The sequence below is a fragment of the Brevundimonas bullata genome, assembly GCF_003350205.1.
Taxonomy (GTDB): domain Bacteria; phylum Pseudomonadota; class Alphaproteobacteria; order Caulobacterales; family Caulobacteraceae; genus Brevundimonas; species Brevundimonas bullata.
This window is the reverse complement of the sequence record NZ_QLLC01000003.1, coordinates 79,134-95,474: the sequence shown is the minus strand read 5'-3', so window position 1 is coordinate 95,474 and position 16,341 is coordinate 79,134. Positions and strand designations below refer to the sequence as shown.

13 protein-coding genes are annotated in these 16,341 nt (G+C 69.7%); 6 read left to right on the top strand and 7 right to left on the bottom strand.

All coding sequences use genetic code 11. The features are described from left to right. The first annotated feature begins 30 nt into the window (after positions 1-30). Positions 31-2,178 (top strand): amylo-alpha-1,6-glucosidase, encoded by a 2,148-nt coding sequence (locus DXK21_RS02305; protein WP_114816166.1) that lies wholly within the window; start codon positions 31-33, stop codon positions 2,176-2,178. Between the two features lie 46 nt (positions 2,179-2,224). Here the strand turns inward: DXK21_RS02305 and mutY are convergent, their stop codons facing one another. Next, positions 2,225-3,247: an A/G-specific adenine glycosylase gene (gene mutY, locus DXK21_RS02300; protein ID WP_114816165.1), complete on the bottom strand. Its 1,023-nt coding sequence runs from the start codon at positions 3,245-3,247 to the stop codon at positions 2,225-2,227. A gap of 21 nt (positions 3,248-3,268) precedes the next feature. Here mutY and DXK21_RS02295 point away from each other — a divergent pair, with 21 nt between their 5' ends. The 4 genes from DXK21_RS02295 to smc all read left to right on the top strand — a co-directional run bounded on the left by DXK21_RS02295 (position 3,269) and on the right by smc (position 8,712). Next, the gene (locus DXK21_RS02295; protein ID WP_114816164.1) at positions 3,269-3,832 is read left to right on the top strand and encodes a DUF721 domain-containing protein; all 564 of its coding nucleotides are present in this window, start codon (positions 3,269-3,271) and stop codon (positions 3,830-3,832) included. Positions 3,833-3,932: 100 nt separating this feature from the next. Then, positions 3,933-4,562, top strand: coding sequence for a DsbA family protein (locus DXK21_RS02290; RefSeq protein WP_114816163.1), 630 nt, complete (start codon positions 3,933-3,935; stop codon positions 4,560-4,562). 24 nt (positions 4,563-4,586) lie between these two features. After that, positions 4,587-5,237 (top strand): DsbA family protein, encoded by a 651-nt coding sequence (locus tag DXK21_RS02285; protein ID WP_114816162.1) that lies wholly within the window; start codon positions 4,587-4,589, stop codon positions 5,235-5,237. 10 nt (positions 5,238-5,247) lie between these two features. Beyond that, a complete protein-coding gene (smc, locus tag DXK21_RS02280) occupies positions 5,248-8,712 on the top strand; it encodes a chromosome segregation protein SMC (RefSeq protein WP_114816161.1) in 3,465 nt (1,154 codons plus the stop codon). Here smc and DXK21_RS02275 read toward each other — a convergent pair. Beyond that, positions 8,651-9,406, bottom strand: coding sequence for a WecB/TagA/CpsF family glycosyltransferase (locus tag DXK21_RS02275; RefSeq protein WP_114816160.1), 756 nt, complete (start codon positions 9,404-9,406; stop codon positions 8,651-8,653). The two genes, smc and DXK21_RS02275, sit on opposite strands and share 62 nt — an antisense overlap. 47 nt (positions 9,407-9,453) lie before the next feature. Here DXK21_RS02275 and DXK21_RS02270 point away from each other — a divergent pair, with 47 nt between their 5' ends. Further along, a complete protein-coding gene (locus DXK21_RS02270) occupies positions 9,454-9,897 on the top strand; it encodes a hypothetical protein (protein WP_114816159.1) in 444 nt (147 codons plus the stop codon). Between the two features lie 124 nt (positions 9,898-10,021). On the opposite strand, the gene DXK21_RS02265 is transcribed toward DXK21_RS02270, so the two are convergent. The 5 genes from DXK21_RS02265 to mraY all read right to left on the bottom strand — a co-directional run bounded on the left by DXK21_RS02265 (position 10,022) and on the right by mraY (position 16,335). Further along, complete coding sequence (locus DXK21_RS02265) at positions 10,022-11,152, bottom strand: mechanosensitive ion channel family protein (RefSeq protein WP_114816158.1); 1,131 nt, start codon at positions 11,150-11,152, stop codon at positions 10,022-10,024. Between the two features lie 190 nt (positions 11,153-11,342). Continuing rightward, entirely contained in the window at positions 11,343-12,434 is a 1,092-nt protein-coding gene (gene murG, locus DXK21_RS02260) for an undecaprenyldiphospho-muramoylpentapeptide beta-N-acetylglucosaminyltransferase (RefSeq protein WP_114816157.1), read from the bottom strand. A 124-nt stretch (positions 12,435-12,558) separates the two neighbouring features. Next, the gene (locus DXK21_RS02255) at positions 12,559-13,740 is read right to left on the bottom strand and encodes an FtsW/RodA/SpoVE family cell cycle protein (protein WP_114816156.1); all 1,182 of its coding nucleotides are present in this window, start codon (positions 13,738-13,740) and stop codon (positions 12,559-12,561) included. Then, positions 13,737-15,221, bottom strand: a complete 1,485-nt coding sequence (gene murD / locus DXK21_RS02250; RefSeq protein ID WP_114816155.1) for a UDP-N-acetylmuramoyl-L-alanine--D-glutamate ligase — start codon at positions 15,219-15,221, stop codon at positions 13,737-13,739. The genes DXK21_RS02255 and murD overlap by 4 nt, the downstream gene beginning before the upstream one ends. Before the next feature lie 4 nt (positions 15,222-15,225). Beyond that, on the bottom strand, positions 15,226-16,335 hold the full coding sequence (mraY, locus tag DXK21_RS02245; RefSeq protein ID WP_114816154.1) for a phospho-N-acetylmuramoyl-pentapeptide-transferase: 1,110 nt from the start codon (positions 16,333-16,335) through the stop codon (positions 15,226-15,228). Between the last annotated feature and the right edge of the window lie 6 nt (positions 16,336-16,341).

Sequence of the window (16,341 nt, the reverse complement as noted above, 5' to 3'; positions counted from 1 at the left end):
CCCTTCGCCTCTCTGGTCATTAGGTAGAGCATGGACGACGCCTATTCAGTCCAGACCACCGCCGCCGACAACAACGACCAGGACGGGCTGGAAACCCTGATGGCGTTGAAGGATCGCGACACCTTTCTGGTCGCGGACCACTGGGGCGATGTGAAGAGCGGCGCGGACGGCCTGTTCGATCAGGACACGCGGCTGCTGTCGCACTTCGTCCTGACGGTGGGTCGGGCGCGGCCGTCGCGGCTCAGTTCCGGCGTGACCGAGGACAATGTCTTCTTCACCTGCCATTCGACCAACCGCCCCCTGCCCCCCATGGGCGGGCGTTCCGCCCCGGCGGGGGTGCTGCATCTGGAGCGACGGCGCTTTCTCTGGGACAAGAGGCTGTTCGAGCGGGTGCGGATGGTCAACCACGGCATCGAGGACATCCTGCTGCCTCTGGCCTTCGAGTTCGGGGCCGACTTCGCCGACATCTTTCAGGTGCGCGGCACGCAGCGGGCGGCGCGCGGCGAGATCCACGCCCCGGTCATGGACGGGCGCCGCGTCACCTTCGGCTACACCGGGCTGGATGATGTTCTGAGGACCAGTTGCCTGGCCTTTTCCGAGCCGCCGGCGCGGCTCAGCCCCAACCGGGCCGAGTTCATGTTCAGCCTGCCCAAGGGCAAGAAGCTGGAGTTGTTCATCGAATGCGGGCTCGACGTCTGCGATGCGCCCGACAAGGACCGCTGGCGCTGGAACGCCATCCAGGCGAGGCTGGCCATGCGTCGGCGGCTGAGGCGGGGCGCCAGCGTCCAGGCCCCGCGTAATCCGCGCGTCAACGACTGGCTGACCCAGTCGAGGACGGACGTGGCCCTGCTGACCACCGACCTGCCGACCGGCCCCTATCCTTACGCCGGGGTGCCGTGGTTCTCGACCCCGTTCGGGCGGGACGGCATCATCACCGCCTGGCAGATGCTGTGGATCGACCCCAGCCTGGCCAAGGGGGTCCTGACCTATCTGGCGGCGCGTCAGGCGACCGAGGTCGACGCCTTCATGGATTGCGCCCCCGGCAAGATCATGCACGAGACGCGCGGCGGCGAGATGAGCGCGCTGCGCGAAGTGCCGTTCGGCCTCTATTACGGCGGGGTCGACACCACCTGCCTGTTCATCGCCTTGGCCGGCGCCTACGCCAAGCGCACCGGCGATCTGGAGACCATCCGCGCCCTGTGGCCCAACCTGATCGCGGCGGCGGGCTGGATGACCGACTACGGCGACAGCAACGGCGACGGCCTGATCGACTACGCCCGGGCGGCGGATACAGGCCTGGCCAACCAGGGCTGGAAGGACAGCGAGGACTCGATTTTCTACGCCGACGGTCGCTTCCCCAAGGGACCGATCGCCCTGCTGGAGGTCCAGGGCTACGCCTTCGCCGCCTGGAAGGCCCTGGCCGAGATGGGCGCCCATCTGGGAGACGAGCGGACGCCACAATGGCAGGCGCGAGCGGAGACGGTGCGCGCCCTGGTCGAGGATCGCTTCTGGATGGAGGACGAGGGCTTTTACGCCATCGCCCTGGACGGCGACGGCGAGCAGTGCCGCGCCATCGGCTCCAACGCCGGGCATCTGATGTTCAGCGGCCTGCCCACGCAGGAGCGGGCGCATCGGGTGACGCGGCGGATGCTGACGGCCGAGTTCCGATCGGGCTGGGGCCTGCGGACCCTGGGCAAGGGCCAGACCCGCTTCAATCCGATGAGCTATCACAACGGCTCGGTCTGGCCGCACGACACGGCCATGGCGGCGGCGGGCATGGCCGGCTACGGCGAACGGCGGGCGGTCGCCATGCTGCTGGGCGAGGTGTTTGGCGCGGCGTCGCATTTCCACCTTCGCCTGCCCGAGCTGTTCTGCGGCTTCATCCGCGAGACAGGCGAGCCGCCCATCGCCTATCCGGTCGCCTGCCTGCCCCAGGCCTGGGCGGCGGGGTCGGTCTTCCTGATGCTGCAGGCCGTGCTCGGCGTGTCGATCAACGCCGCCGAAAGTCTGGTCGAAGTCACCAAACCCGCCCTCCCGATCGGCCTGGACCGGCTGACCGTCAGCGATCTGGAGGTCGGGGGCGGCGTCATCGACCTGAATTTCCAGCGCCTGGACGGCCGGGTCGTCGTCATGCCCCACGAGAAGAGCGGCGTGGTCAACCTGCGGGTGGCGGGTTAGCGGCCCCTTTGATCCTCCCCCATGATCATGGGGGAGGATCGAGAAGCTATTGGCCGGCCAGTCCCCGTTCCAGCGCCTTCCTGAACACCGTCGGCAGAGAGGCCAGCGCGTCTTCCGCCTCGGTCCAGAGGAAGTCGCCGCCCCCCGTCCCGACGTGAACCGTCAGGGTGAGGCTGAAGTGGGTGAAGACATGTTCGACCGCTCCGACTTCGACCCAGTCGGCGTCGACGGGGGCCATAAAGTCCGGCGTCGCGCTCCAGTCCGAGGTCGGCAGGCCGACCATGCCGCCCAGCAGCCCCTTATCGGGCCGTCGCACCAGACCGATCCGGCCCTCGCCGTCGCGCAGGACAAAGGCGTGACCCAGGCGATGCGGTCGCTCCGCCTTTTTGACCTTGAGCGGGTAGCGGGCCGGTTCGCCGGTCTTCAAGCCCTCGCAGCCGAAGGCCAGAGGGCAAAGCTCGCACGACGGCGACTTGGGCCGACAGACGCCCGAGCCCAGATCCATCAGGGCCTGGGGCCAGTCGCCGGGACGCTCGTCGCTGACGAACAGGGCGGCCAGACGTTTCAACTCGGGTCGGGCGGCGGGCAGAGGCGTCTGAACCGCGAACAGGCGGCTCATGACCCGCTCGACATTGCCGTCCACGACATTGGCGGGCCGGTCAAAGGCGATGGCGGCCACGGCGGCGGCGGTATAGGCGCCCACGCCCGGCAGGGCCAGAAGCGCCGCCTCGCTGTCGGGAAAGACGCCGCCGTGCTCGTTGGCCACGGCGCGGGCGCAGGCCAGCAGGTTGCGGGCGCGAGCGTAGTAGCCCAGCCCGGCCCAGGCGGCCATCAGGTCGGAATCCTCGACCGCGGCCAGATCGCTGACGGTCGGCCAGCGCGCGGTGAAGCGCTCGAAATAGGGGGCGGCGTGCGGGACCGTGGTCTGTTGCAACATGACCTCGGACAGCCAGACCCGATAGGGATCGGTGCGCATCCCCGACCCCGGCGGGGCGCGCCACGGCAGGCTGCGCGCATGGGCGTCGTACCAATCAAGCAGGGCGGCGCGGAGGGAAGAGACGTCAGGCATGGGTCGAGCTATATAGGACGAATGCGTCGTCCTCTGCCCACCGAAAGCGAAGCCCGCGAAATCCTGGCCCGACGCCGGACGCGCCCGCCGTTGCGCCCGCCGCCCCCGGCGGGTCGGTCGCTGGCCCCGCTGATCAAGAAGCTGGACGCCCAGTTCGGGCGCGGCGCGGGGGCGCTGGAGCCCCGCTGGGTCGAGATCGTCGGCGAGCGCCTGGCGCGCGTCACCCGCCCGCAGAAGCTGACCAAGGGTAGAGGGACCGCCGGCGGCACGCTGGAACTGCGCGTGGCCGGTCCCGCCGCCCTGCTGGTGCAGCATCAGTCCGAAGACATCATCCAGCGGGTGAACCTGTTTCTCGGCGCCGGATCGGTCGAGCGGCTGCGCATCGCCCAGGGGCCGGTCAAGCCCCTGCCCGTCGCCGGCGCCAAGCCGAGGGCGCGCGGCATGAGGGTCCTGCCGCCCCTGCCCGCCTCGGTTGAGGCCGAACTGGCCACCTCGGTCGAGGATGCGCCGGACAGCCTGAAAGCCGCCCTGCGCAAGCTGGGTCGCGCGGTGCTGTCGCAGCCCCCCGAAAACGACCGCCGTTGACAAACCTTCGCCGCACCTGTTCTCGACAACTAAGCGGATCGCGCGCGTCCAAGGGAATCGCGCCATCCTTCAGAGTCACACCCTCGCCCAAGGACGATCCATGGCTACGTTCCGTTACGCTTCGATGAGCCGCCGCGCGGCCCTGACCGCCGCCGCCCTGGCCGCCATGGCGACCGTCGCCGGCTGTACCGCCAAGACCGGCGGCGAGGCCAAGGGCGACATGGCCCTGGGCGCCGGCGCCGACGCCAAGGTCACGGTCGTCGAGTACGCCTCGGTCACTTGCGGCCACTGCGCCGTCTGGAACGAGGAAGTCTGGCCCGAGTTCAAGACCAAGTATGTGGACACCAAGAAGGTCCGCTATGTCTTCCGCGAGTTCCCGACCCCGCCGCAGGACATCGCCGTCGCCGGCTTCCTGATCGCGCGCTGCGCCGGTGAAGACAAATACTTCGACGTCATGCACGACATCATGGCCAGCCAGAAGGAATGGGCGGCCGGCGTTCCTCCGCGCACCACCCTGTTCCGCACCGCCGCCGCCGCCGGTCTGACCCAGGAGCAGACCGAGGCCTGCATCAGCGACAAGGCCGCCATCGAAGAGATGAGCAACCGCATCAAGGCCGGCCTCGACGCCGGCGTGACCGGCACCCCGACCTTCATCGTCAATGGCACCAAGGTCGTCGACAGCAGCCTGTCGGGCCTGTCGGAAGCCATCGACGCGGAACTGGCCAAGTAATTGATGAAGCAGGCGCGACCGGATATGCTCAAAACCCTGGCCTCGACCGTCCTGGCGACGGTCGTCGTGCTGGCCGTCGCGCCTGCCGCCTTCGCCGCCGACACGCCTTCGGCGAAGGCGACGACCGCAACCCTGGCCGCCGTTCCGGCGGTGACCGCCGCGGACCGGGTGCTGGGTCGCGCCGACGCCCCGGTGACGGTGATCGAGTACGCCTCCTTCACCTGCAGCCACTGCGCGGCCTGGACCAATGATGTCCTCCCGGCCTTCAAGGCCCGCTATATCGACACGGGCAAGGTCAGGCTGGTGTTCCGCGACCTGCCGACCCAGCCGGTCCAGGTGGCGGCCACCGCCGCCGCCATCGGGCGCTGCGCCGCGCCGGGCAAGTTCTTTGACGTGGCCCACTACCTGATGGCCGCTCAATCCGCCGCCTTCGCCAGCGGCGACGCCCGTGACTGGTACACCGGCGCCATCAGCGTCAGCGGACGCACCCAGGCCCAGATCGAAGCCTGCCTGGGCGACCCCGCCACGGGGCAGGCCCTGCAACGCGATGTCGAAGCCGCCGTGGCGGCAGGCGTCGAAGGCACCCCGTCCTTCTTCGTCAACGGCGTGCGCGCCTCAGACCATTCGCTCGAAACCCTGTCGGCGGCCATAGACCCGCTGCTCAAGGGGCGCTAAGCCCCCGCCGATGCAGTTCCAGAGACTGAAGCTCGTCGGCTTCAAATCCTTCGTCGACGCGGCGGAAGTTCAAATCGAGGCTGGCCTGACCGGGGTGGTCGGGCCGAACGGCTGCGGCAAGTCCAATGTGCTGGAAAGCCTGCGCTGGGTCATGGGCGCCAACTCGGCCAAGGCCATGCGCGGCCAGGGCATGGACGACGTCATCTTCGCCGGGGCCGCAGGCCGTCCGCCGCGCAGCCACGCCGAAGTCGTCCTGACCATCGACAACGCCCAGAAGCGCGCGCCCCAGCCCTTTACCGACAGCCCCGTTCTGGAGGTTTCGCGCCGCATCGACCGGGGCCAGGGCTCGACCTATCGCATCAACGGCAAGGAGGTCCGCGCCCGCGACGTCCAGCTGCTGTTCGCCGACGCCTCGACCGGGGCCAACTCCCCCGCCCTGGTGCGTCAGGGCCAGATTTCCGAACTGATCGCCGCCAAGCCGCAGAACCGGAGGCGGATTCTGGAAGAGGCCGGCGGCGTGTCCGGTCTGCACACCCGGCGGCACGAGGCCGAGCTGCGCCTCAAGGCGGCGGAGGCCAACCTCGACCGGCTGGACGACATCGGTCGCGAGCTTGAAACTGCGCTGAACCGGCTGAAGCGCGAGGCGCGTCAGGCCGAGAAGTACAAGAAGATCTCGGCCGAGATCCGCGCCCTGCAAGCCGCCCTGCTCTACGTGCGCTGGAATGACGCCAAGGCGGCGGCGGAAGTCGCGGCCCAGGAACTGCGCGACGCCGACCGCGCCGTGGCCGAGGCCGGCGCCGCTGCGACCAGGGCCGAGGCCGAGGCTTTGAAAGCGCAAGACGCCATGAAGCCCGCGCGCGAGGAAGACGCCGTCGCCGGCGCCCTGCTCCACAGGGCCACGCTGGAGCGCGACCGCCTCGACATGGCCGAACAGGCCGCCCGCGCCGAGGTCGACCGGCTGCAGGCCGAAGCGGCGCGCATCAGCGCCGACGTCGAGCGCGAGGAGGGCATGGCCGCCGACGCGAAGCGCGAGCTGGACCGGCTGGACCACGAACTGACCAGGCTCAAGGCCGAGATCGCCGCCGCGCCTGAGCGCGGGCCGGAGCTGGAGAAGGCGCTGCTGGTCGCCGAAGACGCGCGCAAGGCCGCCGACGGCGAGGTCGAACGACTGGCCGGGACCCTGGCCGCTGTCGAGGCCCGCGCCAACGCCGAGACCGCCAGGAAGCGCGACGCCGAGGCTCGACTGGCCCGCGTCGTCGGCCAGTTCGAACAGGCCAAGCGCGAACGCGAGGCCCTCGGTCCGCTGGAAACGCCAGAACTGGCCGTCGCCCGCACCGCCCTCGAAACCGCCCAGGCTGACCTGACCGCCGCCCGCGAAGCCGTCGAGGCCGCCGAAGCCGCGCGCGGCGACCTGGCCCGCGCCGAGGCCGAGGCCCGCACGGCGGCCCGCGCCGCCGAGGACCGGCTGGGCCGCTTGCAGACCGAGGCGCGGGGCCTGGCGCAACTGCTGGTCACCGGCAAGCGCGACCATCCGCCGGCGCTGGACAAGGTGTCGGCGGCCAAGGGTTACGAGGCGGCGCTGGCGGCGGCCCTGGGCGATGATCTGGACGCCGCCCTGGACGCCCGCGCCGCCGCCCACTGGGCCGGCGCCGAGGCGACGTCGCCGGTCTGGCCGCAGGGCTTGGCCCCGCTGGCCGCCCATGTGACCGCCCCCGCCGAGTTGTCCGCGCGTCTGGCCCTCTGCGTCGTCGCCAGCCAGTCCGATGCGCCGCGTCTGGCCAAGACCCTGCCGACCGGCGCCCGCCTGGTGACGGTCGAGGGCGACCTCTATCGTTGGGACGGTTTCGTCAGCCGCGCAGAGGCCCCGCGCCCCGCTGCGGTGCGTCTGGCCCAGCGCACGCGGCTGGCCGAGCTGGAAGCCGAGATCGACACGGGCAAGCCCGCGCTGGAGGCGGCTCAGGCGGCTCAGAAGGCCGCGACCGAGGCCTTCCGCGCCGCCGAGGAGGCGGTCAAGACCGCCCGCCTCAAGCCCTTCGCCGCCGACAAGGCCGTGACGTCAGCTCGCGACCGGGTCGAAAGCCTGATGCGCGACCAGACCCGTCGCGAGGCCCGCGCCCAGGCGCTGGACGAGATCGTCGCCCGTCTGGACGGCGAGGTGGCCGAGGCCAAGGCCGCGCTGGAGGCCGCGCAGAGCGTCGAGGCGCCGTCGGAGACCATCGCCGGACTGCGCGACGAACTGGCTGCGGCTCGCGTGGCGGCGGATGCGGCGCGGCAGGCGGCCCAGACCGCACGCTCGACCCGCGACGAGGAGGCCAGAGACCGCGCCGGACGCGAACAGCGCCTGGGCAGCCTGAGCCGCGCCCACGCCGGCTGGGCCGGGCGCTCCAAGGACAGCGCCGCCCGCGTCGCGGCCCTGGGCAAGGACGCCGACAGGACCTCAGCCCTGCTGAAACAGGCCGAGATCGCGCCCCAGGGCTTCGCCGAGCAGCGCGACGCCCTGATGGACGCCCTGATCGCCGCCGAGACGCGCAAGAGCGCCGCCGCCGAGGCCCTGTCCCTGGCCGAAAGCACGGCGGGCGACAGCGACCGCGCCAGCCGCGCCGCCGAGGCCGCCGCCGGGGCCGCGCGCGAGGCCCGCGCCGGTCTGGCCGTCCGCGCCGAGGCGGCCTCTGAACGTCTGGTCGAGGCTGAAGCCACCCTGCGCGAGACGGCGCAGATGTCGCCGGACGAACTGGGCCAGAAGCTGCTGGACGACGCCATCGCCCGTCCGCCCGACACGGCCGGCGCCGAGAGCCTGCTATCCGGGCTGGAGCGCGAGCGCGAGGCACTGGGCGCGGTCAACCTGCGCGCCGAGGAAGAGGCCGCCGAATACGGCGAACGTCTGGGCGCCATGAAGTCTGAACGCATCGACCTGACCCAGGCCATCGCCAAGCTGCGCGACGGCATCGACGAGTTGAACGCTGAGGGCCGCGAGCGGCTGACAGCGGCGTTCGACGTCATCAACGCCAACTTCAAGGCCCTGTTCGAGGCTCTGTTCGGCGGCGGCCAGGCCGAGCTGAAGCTGGTCGAGAGCGACGATCCGCTGGAGGCCGGTCTGGAAATCTACGCCTGCCCGCCCGGCAAGCGGTTGTCGGTCATGAGCCTGATGTCGGGCGGCGAGCAGGCCCTGACGGCGGCGGCGCTGATCTTTGGCGTCTTCCTGGCCAACCCGGCGCCCGTCTGCGTGCTGGACGAGGTGGACGCGCCGCTGGACGACGCCAACGTCGACCGCTTCTGCCGGATGCTGCACGAGATGCGCAGCCGCACCGACACCCGCTTCATCGTCATCACCCACAACCCGGTGACGATGAGCCGCATGGACCGCCTGTACGGCGTCACCATGCCCGAGCGCGGCATGAGCCAGCTGGTCAGCGTCAACCTGAACCAGGCCGAGCAGATCGTGGCGCGCGAGACCCCAGCACTTCGATCCGTATGAACCAGCTCAGGATCGCTGGTCCTTCGACCACATAGCGACGGAACATCCGGCGGGGCTGGCTGAGCAGGCGATGGAGCCACTCCAGCGAGAGTTTCTGGAACAGGCGCGGCGCGCGTTGCTGACGACCCGTCAGAAAATCGACCGATGCGCCCACGCACAGGGCCACGCCATGGGGACGACCGGCCATCCGAAGCGCATGGGCGAACCGCTCCTGCTTCGGAAAGGAGATGCAGGTCAGAAGCACGTCCCAATCGGCGGCTAGGACCTCCCCCACGGCCCTGTCCCAGGCGGGTGCGCCGGGCGTCAGAACCGGGGCGTCCAGGAAGCTCAGGCGCGCCTTCGGGTAGCGCGCGGCCAGATCGTCGAAAGCGGCGCGATCAGGGCCGAAGACGGCGATGGCCAGTTGTTCGGCGGCGTCGGAGGCCAGCAGGTCCGCGGTCATGTCCGAGCCCGGATAGACCGCCAGCCGCTTGCCGCGCAGCCGGGCCAGATGGCCGAGGATGCGGCTGTCGCAGAGCTTGAGGTCGGCCCCCTGATAGACCTCGCGGTCCACCCGGCCTTCCATCAGCTTGACGACATGATCGACATTGGGCGTGACGACGTAGGCATAGGGACCACGCGCCAGCCTCGTCACCCGATCCAGCAGGGCGGGGCCGTCGTCGTCGGTGAAATCCAGCGTCATGAAGCGCGTCATGGACGAAGCCTATCGTCTGGCGGTCAACACCCGGTTACGAAGGCGGCATGACCCTCGCCTTGCTGATCCTGAACCTCCTGGCCGCCCCGCAGCCGACCACAGAGCATCGTCTGGTCCTGACCGGCGTCGGGCGCTTCGCCATCTTCGCCGACGTGGCCTCGGTCATGCCCGATGCCGACGGGGTGCGGATGCGCTCGCTGCAGATCAGCGAGGAGGACATAGTCATCGGCGACGCGGCCTATGTCGGCGGCTGGTCCTGGTGGCGGTTCGACTGCGCGGCCCAGACGGCGGACCGGCTCGACTTCGCCTCGCTGAAGGCGGACGGGACCGAGGGGCCGATCACGCCGACGAAGTCAGCGCCCTACGTCATCGCGCCCGGCGGGGATGCAGCGGAACTGGCGGCGGTGGCGTGCGGAGCCGATGCGCGGGCGATTGATGCGGTCAGCACGGCGGAGGCTGTGCGGATCGGGCGCGAGCGGATGCAGGACTGAAGCGCCTCTCCCTCCCCGTCACGGGGAGGGTGGTCGCGAAGCGACCGGGTGGGGAGGGCGTGGCGATACTGGGCGCGGCGCTTTGATCAGCGAAAGCGCCCCCACCCGGCCTCGCCCTTCGGGCTCAGCCACCCTCCCCGTGTCGGGGAGGGAGAAGGTCGCGCCCGTTCCGATCCAGGTCCACCCGATCCCGCGGCAAGGCCTGCGGGCATTCATCGCGCATGAAGGCCAGCATCTTCTCGCGCACCTCGCAGCGCAGGTCGAAGGCGAGCGAGGCGTTTCTGGCGCTGGTCAGGCAGCGGACCTGGGCGACCCGCTCGGTGATGTCGGTGACCTGCAAGGAAACCACGTCGCCGTCCCACAGCGGCGAGGCGTGGGCGATGGACTCCAGCTTGACCCGCAGCCGGTCGATCGGCGCCTCATAGTCCACATAGAGGAAGGCGACGCCGATCAGGCTGGCGTTGTCGCGGGTCCAGTTCTGGAACGGCTTCTGGATGAAATAGGTCAGCGGCAGGATCATCCGCCGCCAGTCCCACAGCTTGACCACGACATAGGTCGAGGTGATCTCCTCGACCCGGCCCCACTCGCCCTCGACGATGACGGCGTCGTCCAGGCGGATCGGCTGGGCCGTGGCGATCTGGATGCCGGCGATCAGGTTGGTCAGGAAGGGTTGCAGCGCCAGACCGGCGACGATGCCGACCACGCCCGCCGAGGCCAGCAGCGACATGCCCCACTGGCGCACGCCCGGAATGGTCAGCAGGGCCAGCCCCAGCGTGACCAGGCCGATCAGGATGGCGGCGACGCGTTGCAGGATGCGCGTCTGGGTGACGTGCTTCCTGGCGTAGAGGTTGTCCTCGGCCTCCATGTTGAACTTACGCAGATGGACGATGGCCCCCATGTCCACCGCGCCAGCGATCATCCAGCCGCACACCAGGATGAAGGCGAACAGCAGGGTCCGGCGGATGAACAAAGAGGGTTCAGGGTCCAGCGGCGACACCGTGACGGCCAGGGCCAGGGCGATGATCATCACCGCGATGCGGACCTTGAGCCGGGCGCGGCCGACCATGCCCTTCCAGAACAGGTCGCGCTTGCGCACGGCCAGCTTGAGCAGGGCGAAGACCACCTGGTTCGCCGCCCAGCCGATGAAGACGAAGACGGCGGTGATGATGGTGATCACCGCCCATTCCGGCAGCCAGTAGAACTGGTTCCACAGGGCGAAGACTTTGTTGGTCAGGTTGGTCACGAACTGGGGCATGAGCGCAGCCTAACCAGCTTCTCCGCGCACGGCCACGCCCTCTTTCCTCCCCACATCGTGGGGAGGGGGACCGCTTTGCGGTGGAGGGGGCGGCACAGAGGGTCGACGTCGAGTCGCCCCCTCCGTCTCGTCCGCTTCACGTCCGATCCACCTCCCCCTTCGCTCCGCGAACAGGGAGGAAAGACGCGGATCAGGCGGCGGCTTCGACCAGGTCGGCCAGGCGAGCGGCGGCGTCGGGGATGGCGACCGAGCGGGCGGCGACGGACATGGCGGTCAGCTTCGTCGGGTCGGACAGGATATCGCTGAGAGCGGCGGTCAGGCTGTCGACCGTCACGTCGTCCTCGGCGATGACGCGGGCGGCGCCGGCGTCGGACAGGGCGCGGGCGTTCAGGGTCTGGTGGTCGTCCATGGCGATCTTGAGCGGGATCAGCACGGACGGAAGCGCCGCGACGGCCAGTTCCGAACAGGTCGAGGCCCCGGCGCGGCCGATGACCAGATGCGCCCTGGACAGGCGGTCGGCCATGTCGCGGAAGAAGGGGGCGACCTCGGCGTTGATGCCGGCCTCCAAATATATCTGACGCGCGCTTTCCAGGGTTTCGGGGCGGGACTGCTGCTGGACCTTAAGGCGCTTGCGGATGGCCTCGGGCAGGGCCGCCAGCGCGCGGGGCGCGGTCTCGGACAGGATGCGCGCGCCCTGGCTGCCGCCGGTGACGAGGACATGGATCGGGCCATCGCCAGCGGGAGCGACATAGGCGCGGTCGAACAGAGCGCGGATGTCGGGGCGCACCGGATTGCCGACGAGCCTGGCGCGGGCCTTCACCTTGGCGGGGGCGCGCCCCAGGGTCGGGAAGGCCGAGGCCACCGTGCCGACCGCCGGGGCTAGCATCCGGTTGGTGCGGCCCAGAACCGCATTCTGCTCATGGATCAGGGTCGGACGGCGCGTCGCCACGGCGGCGACCAGGGCAGGGGCGGACGGATAGCCGCCGAAGCCGACGACCACGTCCGCGCCGATTCGGGCGAAGGCCGACTGCGCCTGGCCCACCCCCCTGAGGATGGCCAGGCCCGCCTTCAGCAGGCCGACGGGGCCGCTGCCGGTGGCGGCGTCCAGCGCCAGACGTTCCTCGGCGGGAAAGGCGTGGGCGTACTGCTCGCCGCGCGCATCGGTGGCAAGCACCACGCGCCAGCCGCGCGAGGCCAGTTCGCGGGCCAGGGCCTCGGCGGGAAACATATGGCCGCCAGTGCCCCCGGCGGCGACGACGCACACCTTGTTCTTCTCAGTCATGAGAACCTCAAATCAGATAGTCATCCCGGCCGTAGCCGCAGGCGAAGAGCCGGGACCGCCACAAACGCGGCGTATGGAGCGGTTCCGGATAGCCCTTTCGGGCTTCCGGGATGACGAAGGCGCGTCAGGGCAGCAGGCGACGACGCGGCGGGGAGATGTTGGAGCCCGGCTCATAGGCCCCCGGACGACGACGCGTCAGGGCCAGGGCGAAGCCCATGGTCAGGCCCATGGCCATCATCGACGAGCCGCCATAGCTGATAAAGGGAAGCGTCATGCCCTTGGTCGGGATCAGGTTCAGGTTCACCGCCACATTGATGCAGGCTTGCAGCCCGATCAGCATGAAGAGGCCCGCCGCCGCCGTCTGCTCAAACGGGTCGTTCAGCTTCATCGCCTTCTTCATCCCGCGGATGACGATAAAGGCGTAGAGGCCGATCATAAACAGCGACAGAATCAGGCCGAACTCCTCGGCGCCGACCGAATAGATGAAGTCGGTGTGCAGGTCGGGCACCCGGCGCTTCATCACCCCCTCGCCGATGCCGCGTCCGACCAGGCCGCCGGCGCGAATGGCCTCGGAGGCGCGGTCGATCTGATGGGTGTCGGTCGTCTCGGGCGACAGGAAGCGGCTGAGGCGGTCGCGCATGTGGCTGAAGGTGAAATAGAGCGACACCACCCCGCCCGCGCCCATAGCGGCGATGACCGCCACCCATTTCAGCGGCACCCCGGCCATGAAGAAGACGGCCATGAAGGTGGTGGTGATCAGCAAGGTCTGGCCGATGTCCGGCTGGATCAGCAGCAGGCCGACCGTCAGGGCCCAGAGACCGAAGGCGATGCTGACGCCCGGAACCCCCTGCCCCTTCTGGGCCTCGGCGAACATCCAGGCGGCGAAGACGATCAGACCGGGCTTGGCGAACTCGGACGGCTGCAGGCTGAACGGGCCGAGGTTCACCCAGCGCGCGGCGCCCTTCACCGTGTCGCCGATAAACGGCAGGGCCGCCATGACCACGATGGCGCCGAACAGGGCCAGGACCGCGATCCGCCGCACGCCGCGCGGCGACAACAGCGACGCCGTCAGCATGACGGTCGTGCCCATCGAAGCCCAGACGATCATCCGCCAGGAATAGTGGAAGGGATCGGTGATCGATTCATCAGCCAGGATGGCGGCGGGGCTGGAGGCGAAGCTGAGCGATACGCCGAGCGCCACCAGGGTCAGGGCCGCGCCCAGCAGGCCGCGATCCACGGTCCAGAACCAGCGCGCGATCAGGCTCTGATCATTGCGCGAAAAGGGATGGCTGTAGCTCTGGCTCATGCGGTGGGCTCCGCTTTCGCGCCCAGCGCCAGGACGGCGGCGCGGAAGGCTTCGCCCCGCACCTCGAAATCGGGGAACTGGTCGAAGCTGGCGCAGGCGGGCGACAGCAGGACCACCTGCTCGCCCCCGGCTTTCGCGGCGTCGGCGGCGGCCATTTCGACGGCGCGCTCCATGGTGTGGGCGACTATGTGCGGGGTGTCGCCGAGGGTCTCAGCAAACGCCTCGGCGGCCTCACCGATCAGATAGGCCTTGGCGACGTGGGGGAAAAGGTCGCGTAAGGCTTCGATGCCGCCCTCCTTGGCCTTGCCGCCTGCGATCCAGAAGACGGAGGGGTAGGAGGCGAGCGCCTGACGCGCGGCGTCGGCGTTGGTGCCCTTGGAGTCGTTGATGAAGCGCACGCCGTCGAGGCGGCCGACGGCCTCCATCCGGTGCGCCAGACCGGGGAAAGTCAGCAGGCCGTCGACCGCCGCGTCGTGCGACACGCCGAGCGCGCGGGCGGCGGCGTAGGCGAAGGCGGCGTTCTGGGCGTTGTGGCGACCGGGAAGCGAGCGGGCGGCGGAGAGGTCGGCGACGGGCTGGCCGTCGAGACTCAGCCTGCCGGGCGCGGCTTCCATGCCGTCATTCCGGGGCGGCGTAGCCGAACCCGGAACCCAGGCCTCGGCGACATGAGCAACCGTCTGGGTCCCGGGTTCCGAACGCTGCGCGTCCGGCCCCGGGATGACGGAAAGGGTGGAAACTGTGCAGACCCGCCTTCCCTGCGCCCGCAGGTCCGCCGCGATCCCCTGCCCCCAGGCCTCGTCCACGCCGACCAGGGCCAGCGCCCCCGGCCCTTGCGCCTGAAAAATGCGTTGCTTGGCCGTGACATAGCCCTCCATGCCGCCGTGGCGGTCCAGATGGTCGGGGCTGATGTTGGTCAGGATGGCCACGTCGGGCGCGAAGGTCGTGGTCAGGTCCAACTGATAGGACGAGACCTCGATGACATAGACGGCGTCGGGCGTCGGGGCCGGCAGGGCCAGGACGCCGATGCCGATATTGCCGCCGATGTGAACGCTAAGGCCCGCCGATTTTAGCACCCAGCCGATCAGGGCCGTGGTGGTGGACTTGCCGTTGGTGCCGGTGATGGCGACGACGCGGGGGCGCTGGTCCTTGGGCAGGGCGTCCAGGGCGCGGGCGAACAGCTCGACGTCGCCGATGACCGGCACGCCCGCTGCATGGGCGCGCTCGACGGTCCAGTGCGGCTTGGGATGGGTCAGGGGCGCGCCCGGCGACAGGACCAGGGCGGCGAAGCCCGACCAGTCGGCGCGGGTCAGGTCCTCGACGAGGAAGCCTTCCGCCTCGGCCTGCATCCGGCCCGAGACGCCGTCGTCCCACAGGACGGGGACGGCGCCGCCGGCCTGAAGCGCGCGCGCGGCGGTGATCCCGGACCGGCCCAGGCCGAAGACCGCGACGCGTCTGCCCTCGAAGCCGGGAACCGGGATCATGGGATCAGCGCAGCTTCAGCGTGGCCAGACCGAGCAGCGCCAGCATGGCGGCGACGATCCAGAAACGGATGACGACGGTGGATTCCGGCCAGCCCATCTTTTCGAAATGGTGGTGGATCGGGGCCATCAGGAAGATGCGCTTGCCGGTCAGCTTGAAGTAGCCGACCTGGATCATGACCGAGGCCGCCTCGACCACGAACAGGCCACCGACGATGCCCAGCACCAGTTCGTGCTTGGTGGCCACGGCGATGGAGCCGAGCGCGCCGCCCAGGGCCAGCGAGCCGGTGTCGCCCATGAAGATCTTGGCCGGGGGTGCGTTGTACCAGAGGAAGCCCATGCCGCCGCCGATCATGGCGGCGCAGAAGATGGCCAGCTCGCCCGAGCCGGGCACGTGGTGAACCTGCAGATACTCGGCGAAGACGAAGTTGCCGACCAGATAGGAGATGATGCCGAAGGCGCCCGCCGCCATCATCACCGGCACGATGGCCAGACCGTCCAGACCGTCGGTCAGGTTCACGGCGTTGGAGAAGCCGATGATGGTGAAGGCGGCGAAGGCCACATAGAACCAGCCGATGTTCAGCAGGACCGCCTTCAGGAAGGGAAAGGCGATCGAGGTCTCAAGCCCCGGCGAGGTCGGGGAATAAGTCATCCAGACCACGGTCAGCACGCCGGCGATCACGGCGACGACCGCCTGGGCCGCCAGCTTCTGTTTCGAGGTCAGACCCGCCGAGGTCTGCTTGGTCACCTTGGCGTAGTCGTCGATGAAGCCCAGCACGCCGAACGCCGCCGTCACGCCAGAGACGATCCAGATATAGGGATTGGTCAGGTCGCCCCAGAGGAAGACCGCCACGCCGATGCCCGCCAGAATCATCAGCCCGCCCATGGTCGGGGTGCCGACCTTGGACAGGTGCGAAACCGGGCCGTCCTCACGGATCGGCTGGCCCCGGCCCTGCTTGGCGCGAATCCAGTTGATGAAGCGGCTGCCCATGGCGACCGCGACGATCATGGCCGTGGCCATGGCCAGGGCGACGCGCACCGTCTGATACTGGATCAGGTGCAGCAGCGGATATTCCTGCGCAATGTCCGCGTAGTAGAGATAGAGCAGGTAGAACATTCTTGA

What these genes read in the sequence shown, in the direction of transcription:
- DXK21_RS02275 (WP_114816160.1), bottom strand. Translation starts at nt 9,406, where the DNA reads ATGACGCGCTTCATGACGCTGGATTTCACCGACGACGACGGCCCCGCC.
- DXK21_RS02255 (WP_114816156.1), bottom strand. Translation starts at nt 13,740, where the DNA reads ATGAGCCAGAGCTACAGCCATCCCTTTTCGCGCAATGATCAGAGCCTG.
- DXK21_RS02295 (WP_114816164.1), top strand. Translation starts at nt 3,269, where the DNA reads ATGCGTCGTCCTCTGCCCACCGAAAGCGAAGCCCGCGAAATCCTGGCC.
- DXK21_RS02290 (WP_114816163.1), top strand. Translation starts at nt 3,933, where the DNA reads ATGGCTACGTTCCGTTACGCTTCGATGAGCCGCCGCGCGGCCCTGACC.
- DXK21_RS02265 (WP_114816158.1), bottom strand. Translation starts at nt 11,152, where the DNA reads ATGCCCCAGTTCGTGACCAACCTGACCAACAAAGTCTTCGCCCTGTGG.
- mutY (WP_114816165.1), bottom strand. Translation starts at nt 3,247, where the DNA reads ATGCCTGACGTCTCTTCCCTCCGCGCCGCCCTGCTTGATTGGTACGAC.
- DXK21_RS02285 (WP_114816162.1), top strand. Translation starts at nt 4,587, where the DNA reads ATGCTCAAAACCCTGGCCTCGACCGTCCTGGCGACGGTCGTCGTGCTG.
- DXK21_RS02270 (WP_114816159.1), top strand. Translation starts at nt 9,454, where the DNA reads ATGACCCTCGCCTTGCTGATCCTGAACCTCCTGGCCGCCCCGCAGCCG.
- murG (WP_114816157.1), bottom strand. Translation starts at nt 12,434, where the DNA reads ATGACTGAGAAGAACAAGGTGTGCGTCGTCGCCGCCGGGGGCACTGGC.
- murD (WP_114816155.1), bottom strand. Translation starts at nt 15,221, where the DNA reads ATGATCCCGGTTCCCGGCTTCGAGGGCAGACGCGTCGCGGTCTTCGGC.
- smc (WP_114816161.1), top strand. Translation starts at nt 5,248, where the DNA reads ATGCAGTTCCAGAGACTGAAGCTCGTCGGCTTCAAATCCTTCGTCGAC.
- mraY (WP_114816154.1), bottom strand. Translation starts at nt 16,335, where the DNA reads ATGTTCTACCTGCTCTATCTCTACTACGCGGACATTGCGCAGGAATAT.
- DXK21_RS02305 (WP_114816166.1), top strand. Translation starts at nt 31, where the DNA reads ATGGACGACGCCTATTCAGTCCAGACCACCGCCGCCGACAACAACGAC.